This window comes from Mycobacterium sp. D16Q16 (assembly GCF_002013745.1).
Classification (GTDB): Bacteria; Actinomycetota; Actinomycetes; order Mycobacteriales; family Mycobacteriaceae; genus Mycobacterium.
This window is the reverse complement of the sequence record NZ_MAEY01000015.1, coordinates 1-24,759: the sequence shown is the minus strand read 5'-3', so window position 1 is coordinate 24,759 and position 24,759 is coordinate 1. Positions and strand designations below refer to the sequence as shown.

General features: G+C 65.1%; 31 protein-coding genes. 12 read left to right on the top strand and 19 right to left on the bottom strand.

What is annotated here, in order from left to right; genetic code table 11:
* Nucleotides 1–7: 7 nt before the first annotated feature.
* Entirely contained in the window at nt 8–904 is an 897-nt protein-coding gene (locus B4394_RS16440) for a multinuclear nonheme iron-dependent oxidase (protein WP_078310946.1), read from the top strand.
* Nucleotides 897–1,325, top strand: a complete 429-nt coding sequence (locus B4394_RS16435; protein WP_078310945.1) for an SCO6045 C-terminal-like domain-containing protein — start codon at nt 897–899, stop codon at nt 1,323–1,325. Before B4394_RS16440 ends, B4394_RS16435 begins: the two co-directional genes overlap by 8 nt.
* 163 nt (nt 1,326–1,488) lie before the next feature.
* Here B4394_RS16435 and B4394_RS16430 read toward each other — a convergent pair whose 3' ends face one another.
* The 3 genes from B4394_RS16430 to B4394_RS16420 are packed head-to-tail and all read right to left on the bottom strand — an operon-like array spanning nt 1,489 to nt 3,325.
* Nucleotides 1,489–2,151, bottom strand: coding sequence for a sterol desaturase family protein (locus B4394_RS16430; RefSeq protein WP_078310944.1), 663 nt, complete (start codon nt 2,149–2,151; stop codon nt 1,489–1,491).
* Nucleotides 2,148–2,888: a FadR/GntR family transcriptional regulator gene (locus B4394_RS16425; RefSeq protein WP_078315709.1), complete on the bottom strand. Its 741-nt coding sequence runs from the start codon at nt 2,886–2,888 to the stop codon at nt 2,148–2,150. The genes B4394_RS16430 and B4394_RS16425 overlap by 4 nt, the downstream gene beginning before the upstream one ends.
* Nucleotides 2,889–2,938: 50 nt before the next feature.
* Nucleotides 2,939–3,325 (bottom strand): RidA family protein, encoded by a 387-nt coding sequence (locus B4394_RS16420; protein ID WP_078315708.1) that lies wholly within the window; start codon nt 3,323–3,325, stop codon nt 2,939–2,941.
* 56 nt (nt 3,326–3,381) lie between these two features.
* Between B4394_RS16420 and B4394_RS16415 the strand changes: the two genes are divergently transcribed.
* On the top strand, nt 3,382–4,212 hold the full coding sequence (locus B4394_RS16415; RefSeq protein ID WP_078315707.1) for an LLM class F420-dependent oxidoreductase: 831 nt from the start codon (nt 3,382–3,384) through the stop codon (nt 4,210–4,212).
* A gap of 10 nt (nt 4,213–4,222) precedes the next feature.
* On the opposite strand, the gene B4394_RS16410 is transcribed toward B4394_RS16415, so the two are convergent.
* The 9 genes from B4394_RS16410 to ppgK form a co-directional block, all read right to left on the bottom strand.
* Complete coding sequence (locus tag B4394_RS16410) at nt 4,223–4,888, bottom strand: VOC family protein (RefSeq protein ID WP_078315706.1); 666 nt, start codon at nt 4,886–4,888, stop codon at nt 4,223–4,225.
* 34 nt (nt 4,889–4,922) lie between these two features.
* Nucleotides 4,923–6,299 carry an FAD-containing oxidoreductase gene (locus B4394_RS16405; protein WP_078310939.1) on the bottom strand — a complete coding sequence of 459 codons (1,377 nt, stop codon included), beginning with the start codon at nt 6,297–6,299 and terminating at the stop codon, nt 4,923–4,925.
* Nucleotides 6,296–6,778 carry a DUF4126 domain-containing protein gene (locus tag B4394_RS16400; RefSeq protein WP_078310938.1) on the bottom strand — a complete coding sequence of 161 codons (483 nt, stop codon included), beginning with the start codon at nt 6,776–6,778 and terminating at the stop codon, nt 6,296–6,298. Before B4394_RS16400 ends, B4394_RS16405 begins: the two co-directional genes overlap by 4 nt.
* A gap of 67 nt (nt 6,779–6,845) precedes the next feature.
* Nucleotides 6,846–7,403, bottom strand: coding sequence for a methylated-DNA--[protein]-cysteine S-methyltransferase (locus B4394_RS16395; RefSeq protein WP_078310937.1), 558 nt, complete (start codon nt 7,401–7,403; stop codon nt 6,846–6,848).
* Between the two features lie 48 nt (nt 7,404–7,451).
* Entirely contained in the window at nt 7,452–7,661 is a 210-nt protein-coding gene (locus tag B4394_RS16390; protein ID WP_078311134.1) for a hypothetical protein, read from the bottom strand.
* A gap of 20 nt (nt 7,662–7,681) precedes the next feature.
* Nucleotides 7,682–8,620 (bottom strand): hypothetical protein, encoded by a 939-nt coding sequence (locus B4394_RS16385; protein ID WP_078315705.1) that lies wholly within the window; start codon nt 8,618–8,620, stop codon nt 7,682–7,684.
* Between the two features lie 132 nt (nt 8,621–8,752).
* Nucleotides 8,753–9,718, bottom strand: coding sequence for a sulfite exporter TauE/SafE family protein (locus tag B4394_RS16380; protein WP_078315704.1), 966 nt, complete (start codon nt 9,716–9,718; stop codon nt 8,753–8,755).
* Nucleotides 9,719–9,883: 165 nt separating this feature from the next.
* A complete protein-coding gene (locus tag B4394_RS16375; RefSeq protein ID WP_502688398.1) occupies nt 9,884–11,284 on the bottom strand; it encodes an RNA polymerase sigma factor in 1,401 nt (466 codons plus the stop codon).
* A gap of 162 nt (nt 11,285–11,446) precedes the next feature.
* A complete protein-coding gene (ppgK, locus tag B4394_RS16370) occupies nt 11,447–12,250 on the bottom strand; it encodes a polyphosphate--glucose phosphotransferase (RefSeq protein ID WP_078315703.1) in 804 nt (267 codons plus the stop codon).
* A 156-nt stretch (nt 12,251–12,406) separates the two neighbouring features.
* Here ppgK and B4394_RS16365 point away from each other — a divergent pair, with 156 nt between their 5' ends.
* Nucleotides 12,407–13,231 (top strand): inositol monophosphatase family protein, encoded by an 825-nt coding sequence (locus B4394_RS16365; protein ID WP_078315781.1) that lies wholly within the window; start codon nt 12,407–12,409, stop codon nt 13,229–13,231.
* On the opposite strand, the gene cei is transcribed toward B4394_RS16365, so the two are convergent.
* Nucleotides 13,228–13,875 carry an envelope integrity protein Cei gene (gene cei / locus B4394_RS16360; protein ID WP_078315702.1) on the bottom strand — a complete coding sequence of 216 codons (648 nt, stop codon included), beginning with the start codon at nt 13,873–13,875 and terminating at the stop codon, nt 13,228–13,230. The two genes, B4394_RS16365 and cei, sit on opposite strands and share 4 nt — an antisense overlap.
* A 202-nt stretch (nt 13,876–14,077) precedes the next feature.
* On the opposite strand from cei, the gene B4394_RS16355 reads away from it, so the two are divergent.
* Nucleotides 14,078–14,380: a DUF4193 domain-containing protein gene (locus B4394_RS16355; RefSeq protein WP_005057245.1), complete on the top strand. Its 303-nt coding sequence runs from the start codon at nt 14,078–14,080 to the stop codon at nt 14,378–14,380.
* A 31-nt stretch (nt 14,381–14,411) separates the two neighbouring features.
* On the opposite strand, the gene B4394_RS16350 is transcribed toward B4394_RS16355, so the two are convergent.
* Nucleotides 14,412–14,924 (bottom strand): DUF3093 domain-containing protein, encoded by a 513-nt coding sequence (locus tag B4394_RS16350; protein ID WP_078315701.1) that lies wholly within the window; start codon nt 14,922–14,924, stop codon nt 14,412–14,414.
* Between B4394_RS16350 and dut the strand changes: the two genes are divergently transcribed.
* Both dut and B4394_RS16340 read left to right on the top strand, forming a co-directional pair.
* On the top strand, nt 14,917–15,387 hold the full coding sequence (gene dut, locus B4394_RS16345; RefSeq protein WP_170915004.1) for a dUTP diphosphatase: 471 nt from the start codon (nt 14,917–14,919) through the stop codon (nt 15,385–15,387). The genes B4394_RS16350 and dut overlap by 8 nt on opposite strands.
* Entirely contained in the window at nt 15,387–16,136 is a 750-nt protein-coding gene (locus B4394_RS16340) for a DUF3710 domain-containing protein (RefSeq protein ID WP_078315700.1), read from the top strand. Before dut ends, B4394_RS16340 begins: the two co-directional genes overlap by 1 nt.
* A gap of 28 nt (nt 16,137–16,164) precedes the next feature.
* Here the strand turns inward: B4394_RS16340 and B4394_RS16335 are convergent, their stop codons facing one another.
* Together B4394_RS16335 and B4394_RS16330 are read right to left on the bottom strand one after the other, a co-directional pair.
* Nucleotides 16,165–16,569, bottom strand: coding sequence for a nitroreductase/quinone reductase family protein (locus B4394_RS16335; RefSeq protein WP_078311131.1), 405 nt, complete (start codon nt 16,567–16,569; stop codon nt 16,165–16,167).
* 38 nt (nt 16,570–16,607) lie between these two features.
* Entirely contained in the window at nt 16,608–17,468 is an 861-nt protein-coding gene (locus B4394_RS16330) for an NAD(P)H-binding protein (protein ID WP_078310929.1), read from the bottom strand.
* Nucleotides 17,469–17,598: 130 nt separating this feature from the next.
* On the opposite strand from B4394_RS16330, the gene sigI reads away from it, so the two are divergent.
* Nucleotides 17,599–18,477, top strand: coding sequence for an RNA polymerase sigma factor SigI (sigI, locus tag B4394_RS16325; RefSeq protein ID WP_078315699.1), 879 nt, complete (start codon nt 17,599–17,601; stop codon nt 18,475–18,477).
* A gap of 1 nt (nt 18,478) precedes the next feature.
* Here sigI and B4394_RS16320 read toward each other — a convergent pair whose 3' ends face one another.
* On the bottom strand, nt 18,479–19,141 hold the full coding sequence (locus tag B4394_RS16320) for an alpha/beta fold hydrolase (RefSeq protein WP_078315698.1): 663 nt from the start codon (nt 19,139–19,141) through the stop codon (nt 18,479–18,481).
* A gap of 226 nt (nt 19,142–19,367) precedes the next feature.
* On the opposite strand from B4394_RS16320, the gene B4394_RS16310 reads away from it, so the two are divergent.
* Complete coding sequence (locus B4394_RS16310; RefSeq protein ID WP_005057265.1) at nt 19,368–19,739, top strand: OB-fold nucleic acid binding domain-containing protein; 372 nt, start codon at nt 19,368–19,370, stop codon at nt 19,737–19,739.
* On the top strand, nt 19,740–20,486 hold the full coding sequence (locus tag B4394_RS16305) for a DUF3159 domain-containing protein (RefSeq protein ID WP_078310926.1): 747 nt from the start codon (nt 19,740–19,742) through the stop codon (nt 20,484–20,486).
* A 7-nt stretch (nt 20,487–20,493) separates the two neighbouring features.
* Here the strand turns inward: B4394_RS16305 and B4394_RS16300 are convergent, their stop codons facing one another.
* Together B4394_RS16300 and B4394_RS16295 are read right to left on the bottom strand one after the other, a co-directional pair.
* Nucleotides 20,494–21,153: a potassium channel family protein gene (locus tag B4394_RS16300; protein WP_078310925.1), complete on the bottom strand. Its 660-nt coding sequence runs from the start codon at nt 21,151–21,153 to the stop codon at nt 20,494–20,496.
* Nucleotides 21,150–21,839 carry a potassium channel family protein gene (locus B4394_RS16295; protein ID WP_139360249.1) on the bottom strand — a complete coding sequence of 230 codons (690 nt, stop codon included), beginning with the start codon at nt 21,837–21,839 and terminating at the stop codon, nt 21,150–21,152. The genes B4394_RS16300 and B4394_RS16295 overlap by 4 nt, the downstream gene beginning before the upstream one ends.
* Nucleotides 21,840–21,970: 131 nt before the next feature.
* Here B4394_RS16295 and B4394_RS16290 point away from each other — a divergent pair, with 131 nt between their 5' ends.
* Together B4394_RS16290 and B4394_RS16285 are read left to right on the top strand one after the other, a co-directional pair.
* On the top strand, nt 21,971–23,965 hold the full coding sequence (locus tag B4394_RS16290) for an APC family permease (protein ID WP_286142097.1): 1,995 nt from the start codon (nt 21,971–21,973) through the stop codon (nt 23,963–23,965).
* On the top strand, nt 23,966–24,759 hold a 794-nt coding region (locus B4394_RS16285; protein WP_078315697.1), incomplete at its 3' end, for a class I SAM-dependent RNA methyltransferase.

Genomic DNA, 24,759 nt, shown 5'->3' with positions numbered 1-24,759 from the left:
AACCGCGGTGGCCTCTTCAAATCACCCGCTTACGACCGTGCTGGCCGACGAGCCCGCGGTCGGTGCCTCATGGCGTCCCGAGCTTGCTGCCATGTTCAATCAGGGTGCCGTCACCGACGACGCCCTCAGCGTTGCCTTCACTGAGATCGTCGCCGAGAACTTCCGCCCTGGAGAACTGCCCGTCGAACTGATGCGCCTTCGTGAGGCGGGCACCGTAGTCGTGCCGCATGGTGTTTCTCTGGGTCTCGCCGGGGCCGATCTGCCCGACGCCAAGCGCGTCAAGCACCTGGCCGCTCTGGCCGCGGAGCTCAACGCGCCGATGGTCAGCGAGCACGTGGCGTTTGTGCGGGCCGGCTTTGAGAACGGGCGGCACAGTGGCGTGCTCGAGGCGGGTCACCTGGTGGCTCCGCCGCGCACCACGTTGGCTTTGGATGTCCTGGTGGACAACGTGTCCCGGGTTCAGGATGACCTCGGGGTGCCCTTGGCGCTGGAGAACGTGGCCACCACCCTGCAGTGGCCCGAAAATGAACTCAGCGAGCCCGACTATCTGCGTGAGCTCTCTCGGCGCACCGGCTGCTGGCTGGTGCTCGATGTCGCCAACCTGTACGCGACGGCGGTGGCTTCGCGCACCGACCCCCTCGCGCTACTACGCCGTTTCCCCGTCGAGCGCGTCGCGTACGTGCACATCGCGGGTGGCCGGTTCGAGGGCGACCTGTACTGGGACACCCACTCCGACACCATCATCGATCCGGTGGCTGATCTGCTGACCGAGCTCGTGGTGCTCACCTCCGGGCGCGCTCTGGGCGTGCTGATCGAGCGTGACGGATCGATCGACGAGGCCAGTGTGAGCGCCGACCTTTCCGTGGTCCGACAGGCGATCAAGGCGGGTGTTGTGCATGCTTGACAACCGCGAGGTTCTGCGGCGCCGCCAGTTGTCGGTGCTCTCGGACCTGCTTGCCGGTAATGCCCCGTCGGGATTCGACGAGTACACGGCACTGGCCGCGGGTGCGCAACTGCGGGTCAAGCGGCGTTTCGATATGGCCAAGGCGGTGCCGTGGCTCGGGGAAACGCCCAACTGGGAGTATGAGTTTGAGCAGTACGCGCTGTTGCACTCCATGCGGTGCTGCGTGCAGTGCGACGCCAAGGAATTCCGCCAGTACGCCTATGAGCTGCCTCGTTTGCGCGACTGGATGATGGATCGCGAGGTGGCCGAGGGGCTTCGCCGCATCGCTCTGGTCCGCCGCGGCGGTCGTCGTGAGCTTCAGATCGCATTCGGGAAGAAGCTCCGCTACTTCGCATTACGGCCGGAGCGGGCTGAGGCGTGATGACCGCAGTCATCGTCATAGCGACGGTGACTGTCCTGCTTGTTGTTGGGTTGGGCTTTTTTGTGGCAACCAATTCGGGCAGCAGACCGCGTAATCAGGATGGTGCGCCGGATCATCAACAGGATGGCTATTCGGGCGCCAGCTGTGGGCTTGGCGGCCCAGACTAGCCAGTTATGCTGGGCGCGTGCAGATTTCGGACCGTAGGTGACGACGGCACCTGTTGTGGATCCGGATAGGTTCCTAGGAGACGGTCAGCGGTCCCCGAACTGGTCACAGTGAACCAGTAGTTCTCATTCTTGAAATGGTGGAACCGGTGGTTTCGCCAGACCGCCCGATAGATCGCATGACGCGGTTTGTAATCGGTGTGGACGAGGTAGTGCGTCCACTCGTAGAACACCAGGAACAATGCCACCGTGACCGCGAAGGTGAGCCCAAGTCCGGTGCGCGGGAATGCGAACAACGCGGCCAGGGTCAATCCGATGATTACCACGACCAGACTTGGCCACGGGATGAACACCAGCGGGATATCCCGCGGATCCTGATGATGCAGGCGGTGATCCCGGGCTAGCCGCGAGTCGATTTTCACCGGCCCCACCGAGCGCGGTCGCCAATGCAGGATCCCGACATGGATCAGCCATTCGGCGACAGGGGAGATGGCCACGAGCGCTATGGGCGTGATGGCATCGGCGATGGTCCAGCCGCCCACCGAGATTCGGGCACCCAGGAGCACCGCGGACCATGCGAGAAGCATCCACGGGGTGGGGTGTTTGACGAATTCGACAAGTGCATCGCGCAGGGTCATCGACTTACGTGTGGCACGGGTCATTGCTGATTCTCCGATTCGTCCGTGATTTCCCGCAGGAGTTTGTCAAAGGCCTTGGTGCCCAAGGCGAGCATGGCCGCAGCCGCCTCTTGTGCGGCGTCCGGATCTTGCGCGGCGATGGCGTAGGCGAGGGCGCGGTAGTGGCCGATGTCTCCGACTTCAGCGGACATGACGTTGACGAGCACATCCAGGGCCCGGACATATGAGTCGCGCATGGTGTTGAACACCAGTCGGAAGGCAATCGAGTCGGCAGTGTCGATAACCAACTCCCAGAAGCCGAGCGCACGCCACATCCTCTGCAGCGGATCACCTTCGGACTCGAGATCCCCGGCCATGATGTGGAGCCGATCGGCGACACCAGGGCTTGTGTGGGCACGCTGTGCGGCGAGCCTGGCCACCTGTGGGCCGATGATGGCCCTGGCCTCGATGACGCTGGCCAATGTGCGGCGGTCCACGTCTCCGCCATAGGCGAGCAGTAGTGGCAGCACGTCGAAACCGGCCTCGCTGCGGTAATCCCGGATCACCGTCGACCCACCCTGGCGGATGTGAATCAGACCCGAGCGCTCCAGGCGGCCCAACGCTTCGCGGACCGCCGTGCGGGACACCCCGAGGGCTTCGGCGAGGGCTCGCTCACTGGGCAGGGTGTCGCCGGGCGTGCGGTCACCGGTCAGGACCTGCGCCGCGAGCTGACTGAATATCTCGTCGGGTATCGACTGACGGGCGATCGGCTGCAGTGCCATGCCGTCACGGTAGCACTGGGATTGGTAGGAGGTCTAGTGGTCTGACCAATCTATTCTATGATGGCGTCGGCCTCGATCTCCACCAGCAGCGCGGGGTCGATGAGTGCGGACACCTCGACCATGGTGGCGGCCGGGCGGATGTCGCCAAAAAACTCGCCGTGGGCAAAACCGACCTCGCGCCACCGCCCGATATCCGTGACGAAGATGCGGGTTCGTATGACATCACGCAACGAGGCCCCTGCCTGGCTAAGTGCTGACTCGACCCGGCGCAGCGCCTCGCGGGTCTGTTCGGCGATGTCGTCGTCGCCGACAGGTGATCGGCCCTGGCGTGCTGCCGTGGTTCCGGCGACGGCGACGTGACCGCCGACCCGCACCGCGCGCGAGTAGCCGACCGCTGCTTCCCATTCGCCGTCCGACGAGATATTCAGGCGTTCCATGGCGGCAGCGTAGGCGGCGGGGAATACCTGCGGCGATCGATTAATTGGACTGCGATGTGACAGGACGCATTCGTATCGGAATCCAGCTGCGGCCCGCCAAGGCGCAGAACTACAAGCAGTGGCGAGATGCCGTGCTCCGCGCCGAGGACAAGGGAGTGGACGTCATCTTCGGCTACGACCACTTCCATTGGCCGGCCGGCACCCTGAGCAGTGAGGGAGTGGTGCTCGACGAGGTGCAGCCCGATGTCAACAATTTCGAGGCCTGGACCGCCCTGGGATCGTGGGCTGAAGTCACTTCGCGGGCCGAGATCGGACTGCTTGTCACGGGCGTGGGTTATCGGAACCCCGATCTGCTGGCCGATATGGCCCGAACCGTCGACCACATCAGCGATGGCAGGCTGATCCTGGGCGTGGGTGCCGGGTGGTATGAAAGGGACTACACCACATACGGATACGAGTTCGGTACGACGGGTTCGCGATTCGATCTATTCGAAGACAGCCTGGTTCGGATCGAGAACCGGTTGGCTCAGTTGCTGCCGGCGCCCGTGCGCCCGATACCGATCCTGATCGGTGGTGGGGGAGAGAAGCGCACCATTCCGTTGGTGGCCCGGCACGCCCACATCTGGCATGCGTTCGCCGATGTCGACACCTACCGCCGCAAAAATGACATCCTCATCGCCGAGACCGAACGAATCGGCCGCGACCACAACGAAATCGAGCGCTCAACCAGTTGGGGGCTTGATCCCGAGCGGGGATTGACGGCGGCCGAAGCGGACGCCTACACCGAGGTGGGCGCGAGGTTGTTCACCGTGGGGATTGATGCCGACAACGATTACGACCTGTCGGTGCTGGACGCGCCGCTGGCCTGGCGGGACTCGCGCTCCTAACGCGCGTGGATCATCGCGGCTGAATCAGGTAGTACTCGCCGATCTTCACCGCGGTGGATACATCGGCCGTCACCACGGTGGGTGCGGCCGGTGGTGGGATCCGATTCTCCGGGCGCCATGTGATGTCCGAGGGCACCAGGATGAATAGTCCGTCGTGATCGCCCACGGGACCGAACCCCGGCGCGGGCTCACCGAACGGCAGCAGGCCCAGCGTGTCGCGCAGGAGCCTTTGGGTCTCCAGCACGTCGGATACCCCGAAGCCGACCTCGCTGAGAGAACGGATGTCGCCGATGCCGAAGCGGTGATCGATGCGGTTGTCGAGGATGTTGCGTTCGATGAGCTCCAGGACGGCGTTGTCGGGACCGGTGAAGTAGATGCTGCGGGCCTGCCAATGGGGAGCGCAGTCGAACTCATCGTGCCATTGACCATCGGTTTGCAGCGTGACGCGCTGCGACAGCCACTCCTTGGCCGCTGCGAGACTTTCGGTGGGAATGGTGAAGGCGATGTGATGCGCACCGTGATACGCGGGGCCCGGGACCAACGTGAGCGTGCTGTCCCCGATATGAACCGTCGCCCGGTCGTGATCCAGTTGCACTGGTAGATCAAGAGTTTCGGAATAGAACCGAGCAGCGCCGGACACGTCGGTAGCAGTGATCCGCACGTCGTGAATCTTCATAGCCCGGATGCTAGAAGCTCACGTGCGCTTGAGGTCAAACGAGCGGCTGGAGCTCACCCAAGACGGTGGGCAAGAACTCCGCCACGGTGGGATGGATGTGCACGGTGCGCTGAAGTTGTCGCGCGGGCACGCCGTACTGCATCGTGTCGAGCAGGCAGTGCACGACTTCGTCGCCGCCCACCCCGAGAATGGTCGCTCCCAGAATGAGATCGGTGTCGGCATCGACCAGAACCTGCATGTAGCCATCGGTTTCGCCCTTTTCGATGGCGCGGCCAACCTGGCTCATCGGTTTGCGGCCGACCAGTACGGAGTGTCCCGAAGCGCGCGCCTGCGTCTCGGTCATACCGACCCGGCCCAGCGGCGGATCGGTGTACAGGGCGTAGCAGGGCAGCCTGTCGGTAACCCGTCGTGGATCGTCATCGAGCAAGTTCGCGGCGACGATCTCGAAGTCGTTGTACGAGGTGTGGGTGAAGGCTCCGCGACCATTGCAGTCGCCCAGGGCCCAGATGCCCGGCACGTTGGTGCGTAGCTGATCGTCGACCGTGATGTACCCGCGGTCGTCGGTGATCACGCCGGCGTGCTCCAGACCTAAATCGTCGGTGTTCGGACGGCGCCCTACGGCGACGAGTACGTGCGAGCCGGTGACCTCGGGCGCACCGTGTGTGCAGTCGACGCCAACGCCGACCCCGTCCTGTCCGCGGGACAGGCTGATACAGGAGGCGTTGAGGCGGAAGGAGATTCCCTCACGCTCCAGGACTTCCTGAATGATCGCCGAGGCGTCGGGGTCCTCGCGTTCGACGAGCCGTGGTCCACGATGAACCACCGTTACCTTGCTGCCGAACCGGCGGTAGATCTGGGCGAATTCCAGTCCGACATAACTGCCGCCGATGACGATGAGATGTTCTGGGATCTCGTCGTACTCGATGAGTGAGCTATTGGTGAGCAGCGGAACGTCGTCGACGCCGGGCCAATCGGGAACCACGGCCCGGCCACCGACGTTCAGGAAGATTCTCTCGGCAGAGATGATCTCGTCTCCCACGGCGAGCTCCGTGGGAGATATGAAGCGTGCGTGCTCGTGGTAGATCGTGCAGCCAAGGTCCTTGAGCCATTTCTGGCCACCGTTGCGCGACGGGAGGATCACCGAATCCTTGCGTTCCCGTACGCGAGCCATATCCATGCTCACCGAGCCGTCGAGGACGACTCCCCACCGGGCCGCATCGCGTGCCATATGGGCGGCGTGCGCGCTGGCGACCAGCGCCTTGGTGGGGCGACAGCCGGTGTTGACGCAGGTGCCGCCGAACAGATGTCGCTCCACGATGGCCACCGTCATCCCCGCACCGCGCAATCGGGCGGCCAGGGAGGGACCGGCCTGGCCGGCGCCCACGACGACGGCATCAAAGTTGGTGCTCACGTGGCGAGCACCAGGGTGATCGCCACGGCCGCCGCGACGGTGACGACGTCCTCGGTGAGCGCGGCGGGCAGATCCTTACCGAAGGCCCCTGCCAGCTTGCCCCGCGCCCATGCCCCGCCGAGCGTGCCGATCACCGCACCCACCGCGCCGAGTAGAAGGCCGATAATGAGTCCGGGGGAGGTCCCGCCGGCCAGAGTGCCGAACACCGCCCCGTAGAAGGCGCCGAGCACCACGCGTGCCGCGAACGCGGGTGGCGCCTTACGGCTCGGTGTCTTGGGCAGTTTGTCGTTGACGATCTCGCCCACGGCCAGCACCGTGGTGATGATGGCGACGATCAGACTGGCCAAAAATGATGCCCAGGTACCTTCCACCAGAAGGCATTTGGCGAAGGCCGCCCAACTCAACACGGCAAGCGGAGTCATCGCGCGCAGACCCGCGACGATTCCGATGAGAAGTGCAGCTACATACAAACCGGTCATGAGTTCTCCCGATGCGGTGGCCGAATCTTGATGCGCTAGAGCGTAGACCCGCGCTGTGTCTTTCGCGTCAGAACAGCGTGGGGTCGTCGAAACCGGGGGTGTGTTCGAGCCTGAGCAGTTCGCGCTTGGTGACGACGCCACCGTAGGCGGAGAAGCCATGCAGGCTGTGATCGGCGGCCAGCACGCGGTGGCAGGGGACGAGCAGTGGAATCGGATTGCGGCCCAACGACTGTCCGACGGCTTGCGCGGCGCCCGGCGCGCCGACGGCTGCTGCCACCTCACCGTAGCTGCGGGTCGTGCCGGGCCCGATGGCCCTGGTTACGGCGTACACCTCGCGATCGAAATCGGTGATGCCGTCCAGATCCAGTTGAACCCACCGCAGATCGTCGTCCTTGCCGGCAAGGACGCGCGTCAGGCCGTCGATCGCTTCGGCGACGAAGGGAGGCGGTACCTGTTCGCTTCCCGCAGGACGTCGGATCCTGGCCAGGGTGGCCGCATCATCGTGCTCGGGCAGCTGCAAGGCGACGATGCCGTTGTCACTCCACGCGATGGCGCAGGTGCCGATGGCGGTGTCGAAGAAGCAGTGGCCGACAGTGCTCACACTGCCCAGTATGGCCGGACCCACCGACAGGTTGCTGCTGCCGGTGGATCCGGCCGTGGGGTGTCGCGAACGTCATTCCAGCGCACGCCGCAGTTCGGCGATCGCGGCGGCCTTCTCCTCTGCGGTGAGATCGGGATCGCTGGCGACGATCTCGATCTTGTGCTCGATGAACGCGCGGTCATCCGCCCCTTCCCGGTGCCGGCGGCTGAGTTCTTCGAACTCCTGGCGCCGATCGGCGATGGGGCCGGTACCGGGAGGGGGAGGCGATCCGTTATCACTCATGATCGGCTGCTCCTGACCGGTCAACTCTTGACCACGAAAGAGTAATTCGGGTCCAGGAACAGTGGTGAGAAACCATGTCCGTCATTGCGTATGGCCGAGTCGGCCGCACGCAGCAGCGCCCATTGTCCCCAGGTGCCGGCGGCATCGCGGCCGACCAGCATGGTGTTGAGGAATCCAAGCCAGCGGGTGTTCGTGTAGCTGTTCTGGAATGTCTCGACGATCGGTCCCCAGCTGCCGACCCAACCGGAGGTCTGTTCGGCGGTAGTGGACTGATAGTCGAAGCGGTACACGAGATCCCAACGGTTCGCCGCACGGTTGTGGAGCAGTACTTCGTTGCGCCACCGGTTCGGCGCGATTTCGAAGGACTGATTCCACACGAGCAGTGTCTGCAGGCCCCAGCCGTGTGACGAGGTGCTGCGCAGGTACGACGTCAGATTCGCGAACGGGATGTCGGTCTGCCAGTGATCTGAGCGCGCCCAGTCGAAGACCTTGAATCGGGCGATGTCCTGCGCGTGGTACGACACGAACGCCTCGACACCCTTTTGTGCTCGGTTGGTGGCGGTCAGGTACAGGTAGTCGGCCACGTTCCCGCCGGGCTGATGTGGGCAGACGATCTCGTAGTAGAACGAGGTGCCGCGCGCGAAGCGGGTGCGAAAGCTGTTCGTGTAGAACATGCCGTAGCCGACTCCGCCTGGAGGCGGGGTTATTCCGGCGGCGAGTTCGGCGATGTCCGCCACCCCCGCGGCCTCGGCCAGCGTTGCCTCAGCCTCGCGGCGGGTGGCCGCTGAGAGCTTCGGATGTGATTGCAGCACAGCCAGCTTCGATGCGAGGAAGGCTCGTTCTGCGTACGGATCCTTGGCAGTCTCGGTGGTCAGTTTGCGGAACTTGCTGCGTCGATCGGCTACTTCACCGTCCAGGGGAGGAGGCGCGGTGACCTCGGTGTCGAGTGTTGCGGTCATGGTGTGTCCTTCGATTCCAGCCCGATGACGGTCACCGGGTTGGCACCATGCTGTGCGCGTGCGCACCCGCTCGACATGCGTAGCGGGCTACTCCATTCCCGCGCGGATCACCGCGGGTCTGGCTATTGGCCGTTACTTCGGGGTGGCGGCGATATCGTCGCCGGGCGTGTCTGCCGGCGCCCGTGAGGTTTCCGCGCCCCCGGCGATCTCGCTGAGGTCTCCCGCGGCTTCGGCCGGGGTGAGCTTGGCCTTGCGCCACGTGTACGCGACCAGTGCCGCCCAGGCGATGACGATCACCAGGTAGATAGGCGTACGCACCGAGTCGGGAGTGTCGAAGTAGCGCAGCAGTGTGCGGGCGTTGGTCAGCACCAGTACGCCGCCGACTGCGGTGCCGAGCACCACCGAGTTGACGCGCGAGACAAGCCAGGCGGCGATCGGCGCGGCGATCACGCCGCCCAGGGCCAGCCCGGCGATCACGATCAGATTGTTGAAGAACTCAGAGCCGAGCCCGAACAGGAAGCCGATGCTCGCCGAGACGGCGACGATGAACTCCGAGGCGCTTACCGAGCCGATCACCGTGCGGGGAGCGGCCTTTCCGCTCGTAAGTAACGTGCTGGTCGTGATGGGTCCCCAACCACCACCACCGGAGGCGTCGATGAATCCGCCGAACAGGCCCAGCGGGGCCAGGAATCTCGCCGAGAACGGGGTCGTCGGCGCGTAGTTCCCACGCGGCGGGTTGGTGCTGAATCGGTAGATGAGGTACACGCCGATGGCCAGCAAGATCCCTGCCGTGATCGGGGCCGCGGACTCCGTGGACAGCCGTGACAGCACGGTCGCCCCGAGGAACGCGCCGATGCCGCCGGGTATGCCCAATCGCAGCAGGACACGCTTGTCGACATTGCCGAACCGCCAGTGGGAGACACCCGAGGCCAGCGTGGTGGCGACCTCGGCGAAGTGCACGGCCGCACTGGCGTGGGCGGCACCGACACCGGTGAATACCAGCAGCGTCGTCGCCGTCACCCCGAACGCCATACCGAGCGTCCCGTCGACGATCTGGGCGCCAAGACCCACAAGGGTAAAGATGAGAAGTTTGGTCACGGGAGGGGCTCCTGGCGGGTATTTGTACGTCTAGCAGGAGTTTCGACAGTAGAGGTGACAGGTTCCGAATTCGCCAGTTGTTCTTGCCGTGATCGAAACCTGTCACTGGCCTGTCACCCCACTGTGAATACCCGCACGCCCATCCCCGCCAGCGCGGAAGGGGCTTTAGTCGAGGTAGTCCCGCAGCACCTGCGAACGGCTCGGGTGGCGCAGCTTCGACATGGTCTTGGACTCGATCTGCCGGATGCGCTCACGGGTCACTCCGTACACCTGACCGATCTCGTCGAGGGTGCGCGGCTGGCCGTCGGTCAGACCGAACCGCAGACGCACCACGCCGGCCTCACGCTCGGAGAGCGTCTCCAGCACCGACTGCAGCTGATCCTGCAGCAGGGTGAACGACACCGCGTCCACGGCGACCACGGCCTCGGAATCCTCGATGAAGTCGCCGAGCTGCGAATCGCCCTCGTCACCGATGGTCTGGTCCAGCGAGATGGGCTCACGCGCGTACTGCTGGATCTCCAGCACCTTCTCCGGCGTGATGTCCATTTCCTTGGCCAGCTCTTCGGGCGTGGGTTCGCGACCCAGGTCCTGGAGCAGCTCACGCTGAATGCGGCCGAGCTTGTTGATGACCTCGACCATGTGCACCGGGATGCGGATGGTGCGGGCCTGGTCGGCCATCGCGCGGGTGATGGCCTGGCGGATCCACCAGGTGGCATACGTCGAGAACTTGTAACCCTTTGTGTAGTCGAACTTCTCGACCGCGCGGATCAGACCCAGGTTGCCTTCCTGGATGAGGTCCAGGAAGGCCATGCCGCGACCGGTGTAGCGCTTGGCCAGCGACACCACCAGACGCAGGTTGGCCTCCAGCAGGTGGTTCTTGGCGCGATCGCCGTCACGGCAGATCCACGACATGTCGCGGCGCTGGGCGGCCGGAAGCTTCTCGCCCTTTTCGGTCAGCTCGGTGACGATCTGGGTCGCGTACAGACCGGCCTCGATCCGCTTGGCCAGCTCAACTTCCTCTTCGGCGTTGAGCAGGGCCACCTTGCCGATCTGCTTGAGGTAGGCGCGCACCGAGTCCGCGGAGGCGGTGAGCTCGGCATCCTTGCGGGCCTGTCGCAGCGCCTCAGATTCCTCTTCGTCCCAGACGAAATCGCCTGATGCCTTGTCCTTCTCGGAGGGCTCGTCGCTTTCGGCTTCCGCCTCGGGCTCAACAGCAACCTCGGCGAGGTCTGCCTCGATGTCCGGGTCCTCGGCGAGGTCGGGCTCGAGATCCTCACCGGGCTCGATATCGGCGTCCTCGGGGCTGCCCTGCGGTTCGAGAGCGGGATCGATCGCCTTACCGGCGGCCTTCTTGGCCGGTGCCTTCTTGGCGGGGGCCGCCTTCTTGGCAGGGGCCTTGGTCGCGGCCTTCTTGGCTGGTGCCTTCTTCGCGGGTGCTGCCTTGACGGCGGCCTTCGCGGGTGCCTTCTTGGCCGGCGCCTTCGCGGGTGCTGCCTTGACGGCGGTCGTCTTCGAAGATGCTTCGTCGGCGGCCTGCGTTACCGGAGCTGCTTTCGTGGCTGCCACGTACGCCCTTTCCTGGCTACTTCTTCGACGCGCATGGGCATGCAAAATCGAGAATTTGGCTGTCTGCTTGATGTTCGTCGCTGCCGGGGAGCACCTGCGTGGCCCTGCGTGCGGCTATCTGCTTGCCATTGTAACGACAACAGCGCAGAACCTGTGAAAAAGCTAAGGTGAAACGCCAGCGTGTGCGGCCATCGCCGCGCCGACGATTCCCGCTGTGTTCTGCAGTGCAGCGGCCACCACCGGGGTTCTATTCGTCAGCAGCGGCACCCACTTGTCGGCCTTGCGGCTGATGCCTCCGCCCACGATGAACAGATCGGGCCACAGCGCGTTCTCCACCGCCTCCAATACCTTGGTGACCTCGGGAGCCCACTGCTTGTAGCTCCAATCGTTCTTTTCCTTCACCGACGACGCCGCACGATGCTCGGCCTCCATGCCGTCGACCTCGATATGTCCGAACTCGGTGTTGGGCAACAGGATTCCGTTATGAAGGACGGCGGAACCGATCCCGGTTCCGAACGTCAGGAGGACGACCAGGCCGGACTGATCCTTGCCCGCTCCGTACCGGTCCTCGGCCATTCCGGCGGCATCGGCGTCATTGAGCACGGTGACGGTTTGGCCGTTCAATTCGGCGCTGATGATGTCGTGGACGTTGACGCCCAACCACGATTTGTCGACGTTCGCGGCGGTACGCGCCTCGCCATGCACGATCACGCCCGGGTAGGTCACGCCAACGGGCCCTGTCCAGGAGAAATCACGCACGACTGTGGCGATGGTCTCGGCGACGGCCGTCGGCGTGGCGGGCTGGGGAGTGGGGTACTTGACCCGTTCGCCGATCATCTCGCCGGTAGTCAGATCCACGATCGCGCCCTTGATGCCGCTGCCGCCGACATCGATGCCGAACCCTTGCTGCGCGGTCTCGCCTGCTTGCGTCGCAGGTGCGGACGGTCCGGATTCGGTGGCGGTCATCGGCGCTCCTTGGCCCTGGGTCTAGATGGCTGCCGAACACGGTCGAACACAGCCGGAACAGACTGAATGCGAGTGACACCCTAATGCCCCGGGGGACGCCGCGCGTGACGCTCATGGCTGTGCTGCGATAGACGCGTGGGAATCGATCCGGGAGCGTTGCGTTCGGTAGCGGTAAGGCTGGCGTCCGAGGCCGCCGAATTCGTACGGCATCGTCGCGGGACCGTCGATTGGGCGGCCTCCGTGCGGACCAAGACTTCCGAGACAGACCCGGTGACTCTCGTCGATACCGAATGTGAACGGCTGCTGCGCCGTCGGCTGTCGGCGTTGCGCCCCGGGGACGCGATCCTGGGCGAGGAGGACGGAGTCACCGGAGGGGGCGCGAGCGGCTCATCGCACGTGCGCTGGGTGATCGATCCGATCGACGGCACGGTCAACTTCGTCTACGGCATTCCCGCGTATGCCGTGTCAGTGGCCGCTCAGGTGGACGGGATATCGGTGGCGGCGGCGGTAGCCGACGTCGCGGCCGACCGCGTCTTCTCGGCGGCCTCAGGCCTTGGCGCGACCGTGCGTGAGGCCAATGGCCTGCAGTGGCCCTTGGTGTGCAATCCAGTGCGGGAGGCGCGGCTGGCCCTGGTGGCTACGGGCTTCGCGTATTCGACGGTGCGGCGAGAACGTCAGGCTCAACTGATCGCGCAGCTCTTGCCCAGGGTGCGTGACGTGCGCCGGATCGGATCGGCGGCGCTGGATCTGTGTGCGGTGGCGGAGGGGCGCGTTGATGCCCAGTACGAGCACGGACTGGGGCCGTGGGACTGGGCCGCCGGTGTTCTCATCGCACGTGAGGCCGGTGCGGTGCTCGTGCTGCCCGACGCGGACGCCCGGAGCGCCGCCGGCACCCTCATCGCGGCCATGGCGCCCGGGATCGCCGAGGAATTCGGGCAGCTCTTGACCGATATCGGCGCGATGGCGCCGATTCCCGGCTAACAGGTGCTCTGCCGCGCCTTGAGGATGAGATCAGAGTTGGCCTGGTTACCGGATTTGAGGCTGTTGAGCGCCGAGGTCACCGCGTTACCGGCAGCGAGTTCGGTGAACTCGCTGCCCAGCGCCAGATCCACCGAATCGTCGGATCGCTTGTCCTCGACGAACTCGACACACGGCGCGACCAGCGAGAGCGTCAGGGCGTTGGCGTATCCGGATTCCCCGAAACGAATCTGTCCGACGCAGTTCAGCCGCGATCCGCTGGGGTAGAAGGGGTCGTTATCGGCGGTCGGTGAGGGGAATCCCAGATCGCGCAGCGCGGTGGATACATCCCCGGCCTGACCGGCCTGGCCGTTGGCATTGAGGACACGTGCCTTGACGTTGTTGAGCGTCGCCGGCGTGGTTCCCGACAACGAGGAGCGTGACACCGGCTTACCGATGGTCCCGGACCCGGGCTCGGTCTGCTGAGCGGGCGGGTTGCATGCCGTCGCCTCCTTGACCGGTGCTTCCTGGGTGAGCGCCGACGCCCAGACGAATACCGTGACGATCAGGAGCGCTATCCCCACGCATAGCGCTGGCAAATAGTTCCTGCGGCGGAACGGGCGCCCGTACTTGTCTACCGAGGTGCCCTCGGTGATGTCTGCGACCACGGATGGCACTCTAGGCCAGCTGACTTCCAGGCGACAGACGGCGAAATAGACGGGGTGTCCACTGCCCTGTGATGCAAATCACACAAAGAACCGACGGGATCCGGGCACTAATAGTTTGTGGTGTCCGTTTCAGCCTGGTACAAAGCCTTGCTGCGCCTAATGCAGAAGCTTGAAGACGAGATGGTGATAAGGGGATGGACGCATGGCTACCGACTACGACGCTCCGAGGCGATCAGACGCCGACGATGTGTCAGAGGACTCGTTAGAGGAGCTCAAGGCTCGTCGTAACGAAGCACAGTCGGCGGTGGTCGATGTCGATGAGGCGGAAACCGCCGAATCGTTCGAGCTACCAGGTGCCGACCTGTCCGGCGAGGAACTTTCGGTCCGGGTCATCCCGAAGCAGGCTGACGAGTTCACCTGTTCGAGTTGCTTCCTGGTGCACCACCGCAGCCGGCTGGCCAGTGAGAAGAATGGCCAGCTGATCTGCACCGACTGCGCGGCCTGAGAGTCGGAGCTAGTCGCGGCACAGCCGCGTACTAGCTCCGTAGGGCAGCCAGCACCCGATCGGGGTGACGGCTGCTCACCAGCCAGTACGGCGTCGGATCTTCCGGGTCGTCGAGTACCACCAGGACTAGCGGGCCGATCCATGCCCGGTGCACGACGAAGGCTGCCGGATCGAGCTGACGGCCGAGCGCCGAGCTCTTCGCGGTGGCGGGAATGGCCGCAGACTTAGCGATCACACTGACCGGCAGATGCGCTGATCCCGCGCGCAGTTCGGCGGCGCCGTCCGCTCCGGCAACAACCTCTACGCGGATCCTGCTGAACCACAACAGGACTCCCGCGACAATCGCGAACAGGATTGGGTACGGCACCCAGCTGGGCAGCTGGCGCATGCTCTGATTGATTTCCAGCCCGAGCAGGGTTGCCGCACCCAAGCCGGGCAGGGTCCACCACCACGGAACCCACAGCCGCTCGGCGTAGCGGATATCGGTCGTGTTGTTGGGGGAGGCCGTCACGCGGCCAAGGGTAGTCTGGGCGATCGTGCCCACACCTACGAGATTGGCGATCGTTCGCCTCGATCGAGAGCTCCCCCTGCCGTCGCGCGCACATGCCGACGATGCGGGGGTCGATCTCTACAGTGCCGAGGACGTCGTGATCGAGCCTGGGCGCCGGGCTTTGGTGGGTACCGGTATCGCCGTGGCCATCCCCACCGGGATGGTTGGGTTGGTGCATCCGCGCTCGGGCCTGGCTGCGCGCGTGGGCCTTTCGATCGTCAACAGTCCTGGCACGATCGACGCCGGGTATCGTGGCGAGGTGAAGCTCAGCCTCATCAATGTGGACCCGGAGACCCCGATCGTCATCGCCCGTGGTGACCGGATCGCGCAGTTGTTGGTTCAGCAGGTTGAGTTGCCTGAGCTGGTTGAAGTGGATTCCTTTGACGAGGCCGGTCTGGCCGTGACCACCCGCGGTGTGGGCGGGCACGGATCCAGCGGCGGACATGCGAGTTTGTGATGGCTTTACACCGAAGTGGCGGTCTTAACGACCTGGACGATGCTGACGATGCGGCGGCTTCAGGCTCGGGCGAAACATTCGACGGCCCATACGAAGTCGAGGACTTCGACAGTGCCGAAGATGCCGGAATCGGGCGCCTGGACCTGGGTTCGGTACTCATCCCGGTGCCAGAGGCCGGACAGATTCAGGTCGAGTTGACCGCCTCGGGTGCCCCCGGTGCGGTCTTCGTGCTGACACCCAACGGGCGTTACTCGGTAGCTGCCTACGCCGCGCCGAAATCTGCCGGACTGTGGCGCGAGATCGCGGGTGAGCTGGCCGAATCGCTGCGCAAGGAAGCAGCGGAGGTCTCCATCACCGACGGTCCGTGGGGCCGCGAGGTGGTGGGAGTCGCCGACGGGGGCTCAGTGCGCTTCATCGGGGTTGACGGCTACCGGTGGATGATCCGGTGCGTGCTGCAGGGGCCCGCCGAGACTTTCGACGCACTGGCGCAGGAGGCGCGCGACGCGGTGGCCGATACGGTCGTTCGCCGCGATGACAGCCCGTACCCGGTGCGTACCCCGCTGCCGGTCGCACTGCCGGAACCGATGCTGGAGCAGCTGCAGGCGGCTCAGGCGCAGGCGATGGCTCAGGCAGAAGCCGAGGCGGTGGCTCAAGAACCCGCCCCGCAGGACGACCCAACGCCCGTCGCCCGCCGCAGTGTCTCCGGGTCAGCGATGCAGCAGCTGCGGTCCACGATCACCGGCGGCTAGATCCGGCGGACGAGCACGGGCCTGGGGTTTAGTCGGGATCGAACCGGAACACCGACAGCGTTCCGGCCAGGGCTTCGAACTCATCTGGGGTTCCGTGACGGACCAAACCGGCGTTTTTTGCGAACCGCACGCCCACCGGAACCTTCAGCGCAAATTCCCGCAGTGCCCGCCGCGCCGCCTCGGGCGGCACGCTGATGATCTTGACGTGCTGGACATGGTTTCGCCGGGTGAGAGTTCCGAAACCGGCCGCGGCGGCGTTGCGTGGCCAATCTGAGCCCGGGTAGCCGCCCACGGCATAGAGCTGACCGTCCATCTCGAACGGTGTGATCGGCGTGGGGCGGGGATGCCCGGTCTTTCTGCCGGGGACTGTGAGTACCATCGCCGGACCGGTGGGTATGCCGAGGCGGTGAAATGCCCGCACCACCTTGTTCATCGGTGTGAGCCACCGCGGTGGGGTGTTGGCCATGGCAGTCATCCCTTCTGCGATGCGAACTCGGCGCGTGCGAATTCGGCCCGGAATCTGTGAGCCCAGGCCGCGAACGTCTCCGCAGGACGCCCGAGTATCCGGTCCACCTCGTGCGTGACAACCGCGGGCGTGGCCACCGTGGCCGCCTGCATGGCCAGGTACGCGTCGGCGAATTCCGCCGCAAACCCCAGACCGGCGAAGTGCTGACGGACGAGATCGTCGGAGACCTGCAGGTATTGCAACGGCCGACGCAGAACATCCCCGAGCACCGCGACCAGGTCGGCGTTGGTGAACGCCTGCGGACCGGTCAATGGGATGCGATGACCGACGAGGTCGTCCGTGAGCAGGGCATGCGCCGCGACCCCGGAGATGTCGCGGTCCGCGATCGGGGCGGCGGAGGCGGCCGCGTGAGGTCCGCGGACCGCATCGCCGACCTTGAGTTGGCCCGCCCACATCCCGAGAAAATTGGACGCGAAGACGGTCGGACGCAGGCTTACCCATTCCACCCCGGAATCGACGGCGCAGCGTTCGACCTCCTTGTTTCGATCACCGCGGAACCGCGATGGTTGCCGGGAGAAGTCTTCGTCGCAGTTGATCGCCGAGAGTGCGACCAGGCGGGTAACCCCTTCGTGGACAGCGTGATCCACAAAGTCGGAGAGATCTTCGCCGAGTGCCCGGGAATTCAGGAAGACGGCGGTGGCGCCGCTGAGACCGGCTCGGGCCGTCTCGACGGTCTTCACCTGGGGCGAGAAATTCGCGTGCTCAGGGTGGCGGGTGACCGCGCGTACGTCGGCGCCCGCGGCGATGAGTAGGTCCACAAGCGGGCGCCCCACATTGCCTGTTGCGCCGGTGACGAGAATTGTCATGTCGGGTACTCCAATTCGGGAGGTTCGGATGGCTTTGCATGTTTTGGCCACATGAGTACGACGGGGCGCGGGCGCGAAAAGTTACCGGCGCGGGCGGTAACTTTCCGGGCCGCGGAATCGTCGTAGTGACATGAGTTCCTCGTCGACGCACGACGCGCTGGTGGCGGCGGCCTGGCGTGAGCACTATCCGTACCTGGTCAATCTGGCGTATCAAATGCTCGGCGACATCGGGGATGCCGAGGACTGCGCCCAGGAGGCGTTCGTGCGGCTGGCGCGTGCCGATGAGACGGAGATCGACGAGCCGCGTGCCTGGCTATCGGTGGTGACCGGCAGGCTGTGCCTGGACCAGCTGCGTTCGGCACGGACGCGCCGCGAGCAGACCGGCGTCGCATCGGCGGTGGAATCCGCTGCACCGCTGCATATTTCCGGGAGTGCCGATCCCGCGGAGAGAGTCACTCTGGACGACGAGGTGCGTGGCGCCCTGCTCGAGGTGTTGCGCACCTTGAGTCCCGGCGAGCGGGTCGCGTTCGTCTTGCATGACGTGTTCGGAGTCCCGTTCGAGGAGATCGCGTCGACAGTGGGCCGTCCGGTGGGCACGTGCCGGCAGCTTGCCCGACGTGCGCGCACCAGATTCCAGCAGTCCGCGTCGCGCACCGGTGATGTCACCGGCGCCGAGCACCGGCAGCTGATCGAAAAGTTCGTCACCGCGTGCGCCAACGGTGATCTCATCGGGTTGATGGCGGTTCTGGATCCCCGCGTCTGGGGAGTTGGCACCCTCATCGGAGACCCGGCGCCCCCGCCACAGGTCAATCGTGGGCGCACAGATGTCGCGACCAACCTGCTCGTCTATCTCGGTCACGGCGCCACGTTGGTCGGTGGGCCGTTCGGGCAGCCGGTTCTGCTGGCCTTCGCGCAGCGCAGGCTGTTCGCGGTGGTCACCCTGACGGTGCGCGATGGCCTGGTGCTCACGATCGAAGCCACCGCCGACCCCGCGGCCCGCCGTCTGTGACTCAGATGTCGCTCAGCGCACCGACACATGCCCGGCCCAGGCAGGACGGGTCGGCGCCCAGCTGATCGAGGGTGAAGGTGCGCAGTGCCGCGCGCGGCGCCCAGGACGCCCAGTCCTGGGCGACTGTGAGCGGATGTATCGGATCATCGGTGGCCGCCGCCACCGCCAAGGGCACGGTCAGCCCGCGGATATCGTCTGCCGTCGGATTCACGAAGGCCGACACCTCCTGCATGGCACTGGGCAGACCAGGCCACTGGGCAGCCCACGAGCGGGTGAGCTCTGCTCCAAGCCAGGCGGGGCTGCTGGCCTGCATCGCAGCGGTGACCGCTGCCAACCCGTCGGCGCGCAGCGATTCCGCGGTGATCCGCGCGGATACCGAGGCCGGTGAGTTCTCCGGCTTTCCGGTCCACGCGGGCATCGCTGCCAGCACCGCAACCGTCGCCCCGGGATTCCGCAGGGCCCACGTCAGGGCCACGGCGGTGCCGATGGACATTCCGCCCACGACGATCGGGCCACCTAGAGCGGCCCGGTCGAGTGCCCGTAAGTAGCCGTTGACCAGGTCATTCGGTTCTGGACACACCGCGACCAGGGTGGCCCCCGCGCTGCTGAGAGCGGGGCCGAAGGCCCGCATAATGTAGTCGTCATCGGAGCCGGTGCCCGGCATGAGAACAGCCGTGTGGCCATCAAGTTCGGGGGATAGGCCGCTCGCGGCACGACCGTTGATGGGTGTCACGCACCTGATCTTGCCCGGTGTGCGGAACACCCCCAGGGGCCGCCTGGCATCAGGGCGTGCAAAGGTCTACCGTGGCGGTTGCACCGATGAGCCGCTTGCGCCAAGTGACTCCACGAGCGATCACACGATCGGGCATGTTGAGAGGCCAGGACGAGAAGTGGCTACCACAGGCGGTTATCTGCGTCGACTGACTCGTCGGCTGACAGAGGACCTGGAGCAAGTAGACGCCGAGAAGATCGGTGACGACGCCGCCGCCACCGGTGCTCAGCGCGTCATCGATTGTCAGCGCGGCCAAGAGGTCACCATGTGCGGAACGTTGCGCACCGTCGAGACCAATTCCAAGGGTTGCGTGGCAGGCGTGAAGGCCGAGCTGTTCGACGGCACCGACACGGTGATGTTGGTCTGGCTGGGCCAGCGCCGAATCCCCGGTATCGAATCGGGCCGCACTCTTCTGGTGCGCGGTCGACTCGGCAAGCTTGAGAACGGCGGCAAGGTGATTCACAACCCGTACTACGAGATTCAGCGCTAAGTGCCAGAGACCTCATCGCACGAGCCGGACGGCTCGGGCGGCGCGCACGTCGGCTCGGATACCGCGGAGGGCCCGCAGCTGAAGTTCAGCGTGCCCGGCACCAAGCCCGAGGAGCCGGGAAGTTCTCCGCTGCACGAGATGTGGCATCAGGCCGGGGGATGGCAGGGAATCGTCTATTCGTCGATTCCGGTGATCGTTTTCGTCGTCGCGGTCAGCATCTCCTCGTTGATGCCGGCGATCGTCGCTGCCCTGGTGGCGGCGACCCTCGTGTTGGTCTGGCGCCTGGTGCGCCGCGAATCGCTGCAACCGGCAGTCTCCGGGTTCATCAGCGTCGGCATCAGCGCGCTGATCGCCTACCTGTTGGGAGAGGCCAAGGGCTACTTCCTCATTGGGATCTGGGCCAACTTCTTCTGGGGCACGGTGTTTTTGGTATCGGTGATCATCCGCCGACCCATCGTGGGTTACGCATACAGCTGGGCCACCGGCGGCGACATGTCGTGGCGCGGTGACCGGCGTATCCGCACGGCCTTCGATATCGCGACGGTGGCCTGGATAGCGTTGTTCGCCACCAGATTTGTCGTGCAGCAGTGGCTCTACGTCGCAGGCAACACGGCCTGGCTGGGTGGCACGAAGATCGCGATGGGCTGGCCGTTGACCGCTGTCGGCGCGTTGGTCACCCTGCTGGTGATTCGCTACGTGCGCCGCCACACCGACAATGCGGCCGAGGAATCCCCGGCGAGCAGCTAGCCGGCGACTACTGCGGCAGCACCGCGCGGTGCAGCTCGTCCTCGATATCGGCGGTGGCCACCAAGATCAGCTCGTCGCCGCCCTCGAGAGGCTCATCGGGCTGTACCGGGATAACCCGCGATCCGCGCAGAATCGCCACCAGCACCGCGTCGCGGGGGAGATCGAGCTTCCGTACTGGCTTGCCGCCCCAGGGGGTGTCGTCGGGAAGTGTGATCTCTACCAGATTGGCCTGACCGCGCCGGAACTCCATGAGTCGCACCACGTCACCTACGGCGACAGCCTCCTCGACGAGGGATGCCAGCATGCGCGGTGTCGACACCGCGACGTCGACGCCCCAGGCATCGTCGAACAGCCACTCGTTGCGCGGATCGTTTACCCGGGCCACGACACGCGCCACGGCGAACTCGGTCTTGGCGAGCAGGCTCAGCACCAGATTGGCCTTGTCATCACCGGTCGCCGCGATCACCACATCGAAGGTGTGCAGTTCCTCGGCTTCCAACAGGCTGATCTCGCAGGCGTCCCCAAGCCGCCAATGTGCCTCGGGTACGGCCTCTGGATCGATGTGATCGGGATTGCGCTCTAGCAGGGTGACTTCGTGCCGGCTTTCGATGAGCTCGCGTGCGATGGAACGTCCGACGGCGCCGGCGCCGCCGATGGCAACCTTCATCGGGCACCCCCGTGGTCGTCGTCGGCATCCTCGCCGGGCGGCTGCGCGGCGATCGCCATGGCCTCGGCGGCCCGTCCAGACACCGCAGACACGTACACCTCGTCACTGTCCTGGATGACCGTCTTGGCGTCGGGAAGTACACCTGTGCCGAATCGGATGATGAAGGCCGCCCGCGCACCGGTGGCTGTCTCCAGCGCCGTGACGCGCTTGCCTATCCACTCTTCGTGCAGCGCGAGTTCGGTGACGACAACCGAACCGGACGGATCACGCCACTTCGTGGTGTCGCTTTCCCTGGTGAGGGCATGCAGCAGACGATCGGTCGTCCACGGCACGGTGGCGACGGTCGGAATGCCGAGGCGCTCGTAGACGGCGGCACGCTTGGCGTCGTAGATGCGGGCCACGACGCGCTCGACACCGAAGGTCTCGCGGGCCGCCCGGGCCGAGATGATGTTGGAGTTGTCACCGGAGGAGACCGCCGCGAATGCCTGTGCCCGCTCGATCCCGGCCCGTAATAGGACGTCGCGATCAAAACCCATGCCGACGATGCGTTCGCCAGTGAATTCGGGGCTGAGCCGGTTGAACGCGGAGGCCTCCTTGTCGATGATCGCCACCTCATGGCCAATCCTGGCCAGGCCTCCTGCCAGTGCGGCCCCCACGCGCCCGCAGCCCATCACCACTACTCGCACCGGTAGACCCTTCTGGATAGGCGTTCGTCTGAGTACTCACCGCGATACTGAACGCCGCGTCACGGCACCCGACACAGCGATGTCAAGTGAGACCGTACCGCGATTGCTCGCGTGGCCTAATGTTGGCGTTCGTGTCTACGCTTTCCAAGCTGTCGACGGCGGCTCGGCGCCTGGTAATCGGCCGCCCGTTTCGCAGTGACAGCCTTGGCCATACCCTGCTGCCGAAGCGCATCGCGCTACCGGTTTTCGCCTCGGACGCCCTGTCCTCGGTGGCATACGCGCCCGAGGAAATCTTCCTGGTGCTCTCGGTCGCGGGCATGTCCGCCTATGCGTTGACGCCGTGGATCGGTCTTGCGGTCGCCGCGGTCATGATGGTCGTGGTCGCGAGTTACCGGCAGAACGTGCACGCCTATCCGTCCGGTGGCGGCGACTATGAGGTCGTCACCACCAATCTCGGGCCTACCGCGGGCCTGACGGTCGGCAGTGCCCTGCTGGTGGATTACGTGTTGACCGTTGCCGTTTCCATGTCCTCGGCGATGTCGAACATCGGCTCGGCCATTCCGCTTGTCGCGCAGCACAAGGTCACCTTCGCGGTGGTCGCCATTGTGATCCTGATGTCGATGAATCTGCGCGGAGTCCGCGAATCCGGCGCCGCGTTCGCGATTCCCACATACGCGTTCATGGTCAGCATGTACCTCATGCTGGGCTGGGGGCTGTTCCAGATCTACGTACTCGGTACTCCGCTGAAGGCGGAGTCGGCCTCCTTTGAGATGCATGGTGAGGGCGACGGCATCCTGGGCTTCGCGCTGGTGTTCCTTGTCGCGCGGGCTTTCTCGTCGGGGTGCGCGGCGTTGACGGGGGTGGAAGCCATCAGCAATGGCGTGCCTGCCTTCCGGAAGCCCAAGTCACGCAACGCGGCCACTACATTGTTGCTCCTCGGCGGCATCGCCATCACCCTCTTCATGGGGATCATCCTGCTGGCCGAGCGCACCGGCGCCAAGATCGCCGAGGACCCCGCCACGCAACTGGTGGGTGCTCCCGCCAACTATCACCAGAAGACCCTGGTCGCGCAGCTGGCCGAGGCGGTGTTCGGTGACTTCCGGATCGGCTTCCTGTTCATCACCGTGGTGACGGCGCTCATCTTGGTGCTGGCCGCGAACACCGCGTTCAACGGTTTCCCGGTGCTCGGATCGATTCTGGCGCAGGACCGTTATCTGCCGCGCCAGCTGCATACGCGCGGCGATCGGCTGGCGTTCTCCAACGGCATCATCTTCTTGTCGGCCGTCGCGATCCTGTTCGTGGTGGCGTTCAAGGCCGAGGTGACCGCGCTTATCCAGCTATACATCGTCGGTGTCTTCGTGTCGTTCACGCTCAGCCAGATCGGCATGGTGCGGCACTGGACTCGGTTGCTCAAGACCGAAACCGATCCGGCAGTGCGCGGCAAGATGATGCGTTCTCGCGTGATCAACACCATCGGCTTCATCATGACCGGCGCGGTGCTGCTCGTCGTCTTGGTCACCAAATTCCTTGCCGGAGCGTGGATCGCGATCTTAGCAATGGGCCTGCTGTTCGTGCTCATGAAGATGATCCACAAGCACTACAACACGGTGGCCCGCGAGCTGGACAACCACGAGGGAGAGGTGGTGCTGCCCAGCCGTACCCATGCCGTCGTCCTTGTGTCGAAGGTGCATCAGCCCACACTGCGCGCCCTTGCCTATGCCCGTGCCACCCGTCCCGATGTCCTGGAGGCCATCACCGTCAGCGTTGACGATCGGGACACTCGGGAGCTCGTCAGGGACTGGGAGACAAGCGATCTCAGCACCCCACTGAAGGTGATCGCCTCCCCGTATCGCGAAATCACCCGGCCGATCCTCGACTACGTCAAGCGCATCAGTAAAGAAGCGCCGCGCACGGTCGTCTGCATCTTCATTCCCGAGTATGTGGTGGGACATTGGTGGGAACAGGTGCTGCACAACCAGAGTGCGCTGCGCCTCAAGGGGCGTCTGCTGTTTGTACCCAACGTCATGGTCACATCCGTTCCGTGGCAGCTTGACTCGTCCGAACGTCGCCGGGAGCTCGACGAACAGTCCGCGCCAGGAGACTCACGGCGGGGGTTCGATTCCTAGATGGCAATCGGCGAAATCCTGGAGGTCCAGACCGGCGGGCCTGCCAACGGGGGCAGCGTGGTGGCCCGGCACGACGGGCGCGTCATTTTCGTCAGATACGCGTTACCGGGCGAGCGGGTGCGTGTGCAGATCACCGACGACCGGCAAGCCAGCTTCTGGCACGGCGCCGCCATCGAGGTCCTCGACCCGTCACCGCACCGCATTGATCCGATATGTCCCATCGCGCACGGTAGCGGCGAATCTGGTTGCTGTGACCTGTCTTTCGCCGACCCCACGTATCTGCGCGAACTCAAGGGTGATGTGGTGAGCCAGCAGTTGGCGCGGCTTGGCAAGTACGAGTGGCAGGGTGTGGCCGAACAGGTCGGAGCCGGAGATTCCACGGGGTGGCGGACTCGGGTGCGTTTGGATGTGAATGCTCTGGGCCAACCGGGCTTTCACCGATATCACAGCGATGAGCTGGTGACCGACCTGCGCTGCGCTCAGGTGGTGCCGGGATTGCTCGATGGGCTGGACGAACCCGATCTCGGTTCCGAGGGTCCGCTGCACGCCGTGCTGGATGATCAGGGGCGCCGGCACGTGTTGCGCGGGCGTTCGGTTGTCGAAGGCGAGGACGTCGCGGTTCAGAAGGTGGGGGACCGGCACTGGTTGGTGCCGGTTACGGCCTTCTGGCAAGCGCATCGTGACGCGGCGCAAACGTACAGCCGGCTGGTCTCCGAATGGGCGGAGCTGGAGCCGGGGATGACTGCCTGGGACTTGTACGGCGGTGTCGGGGTTTTCGCGGCGGTGCTGGGGGA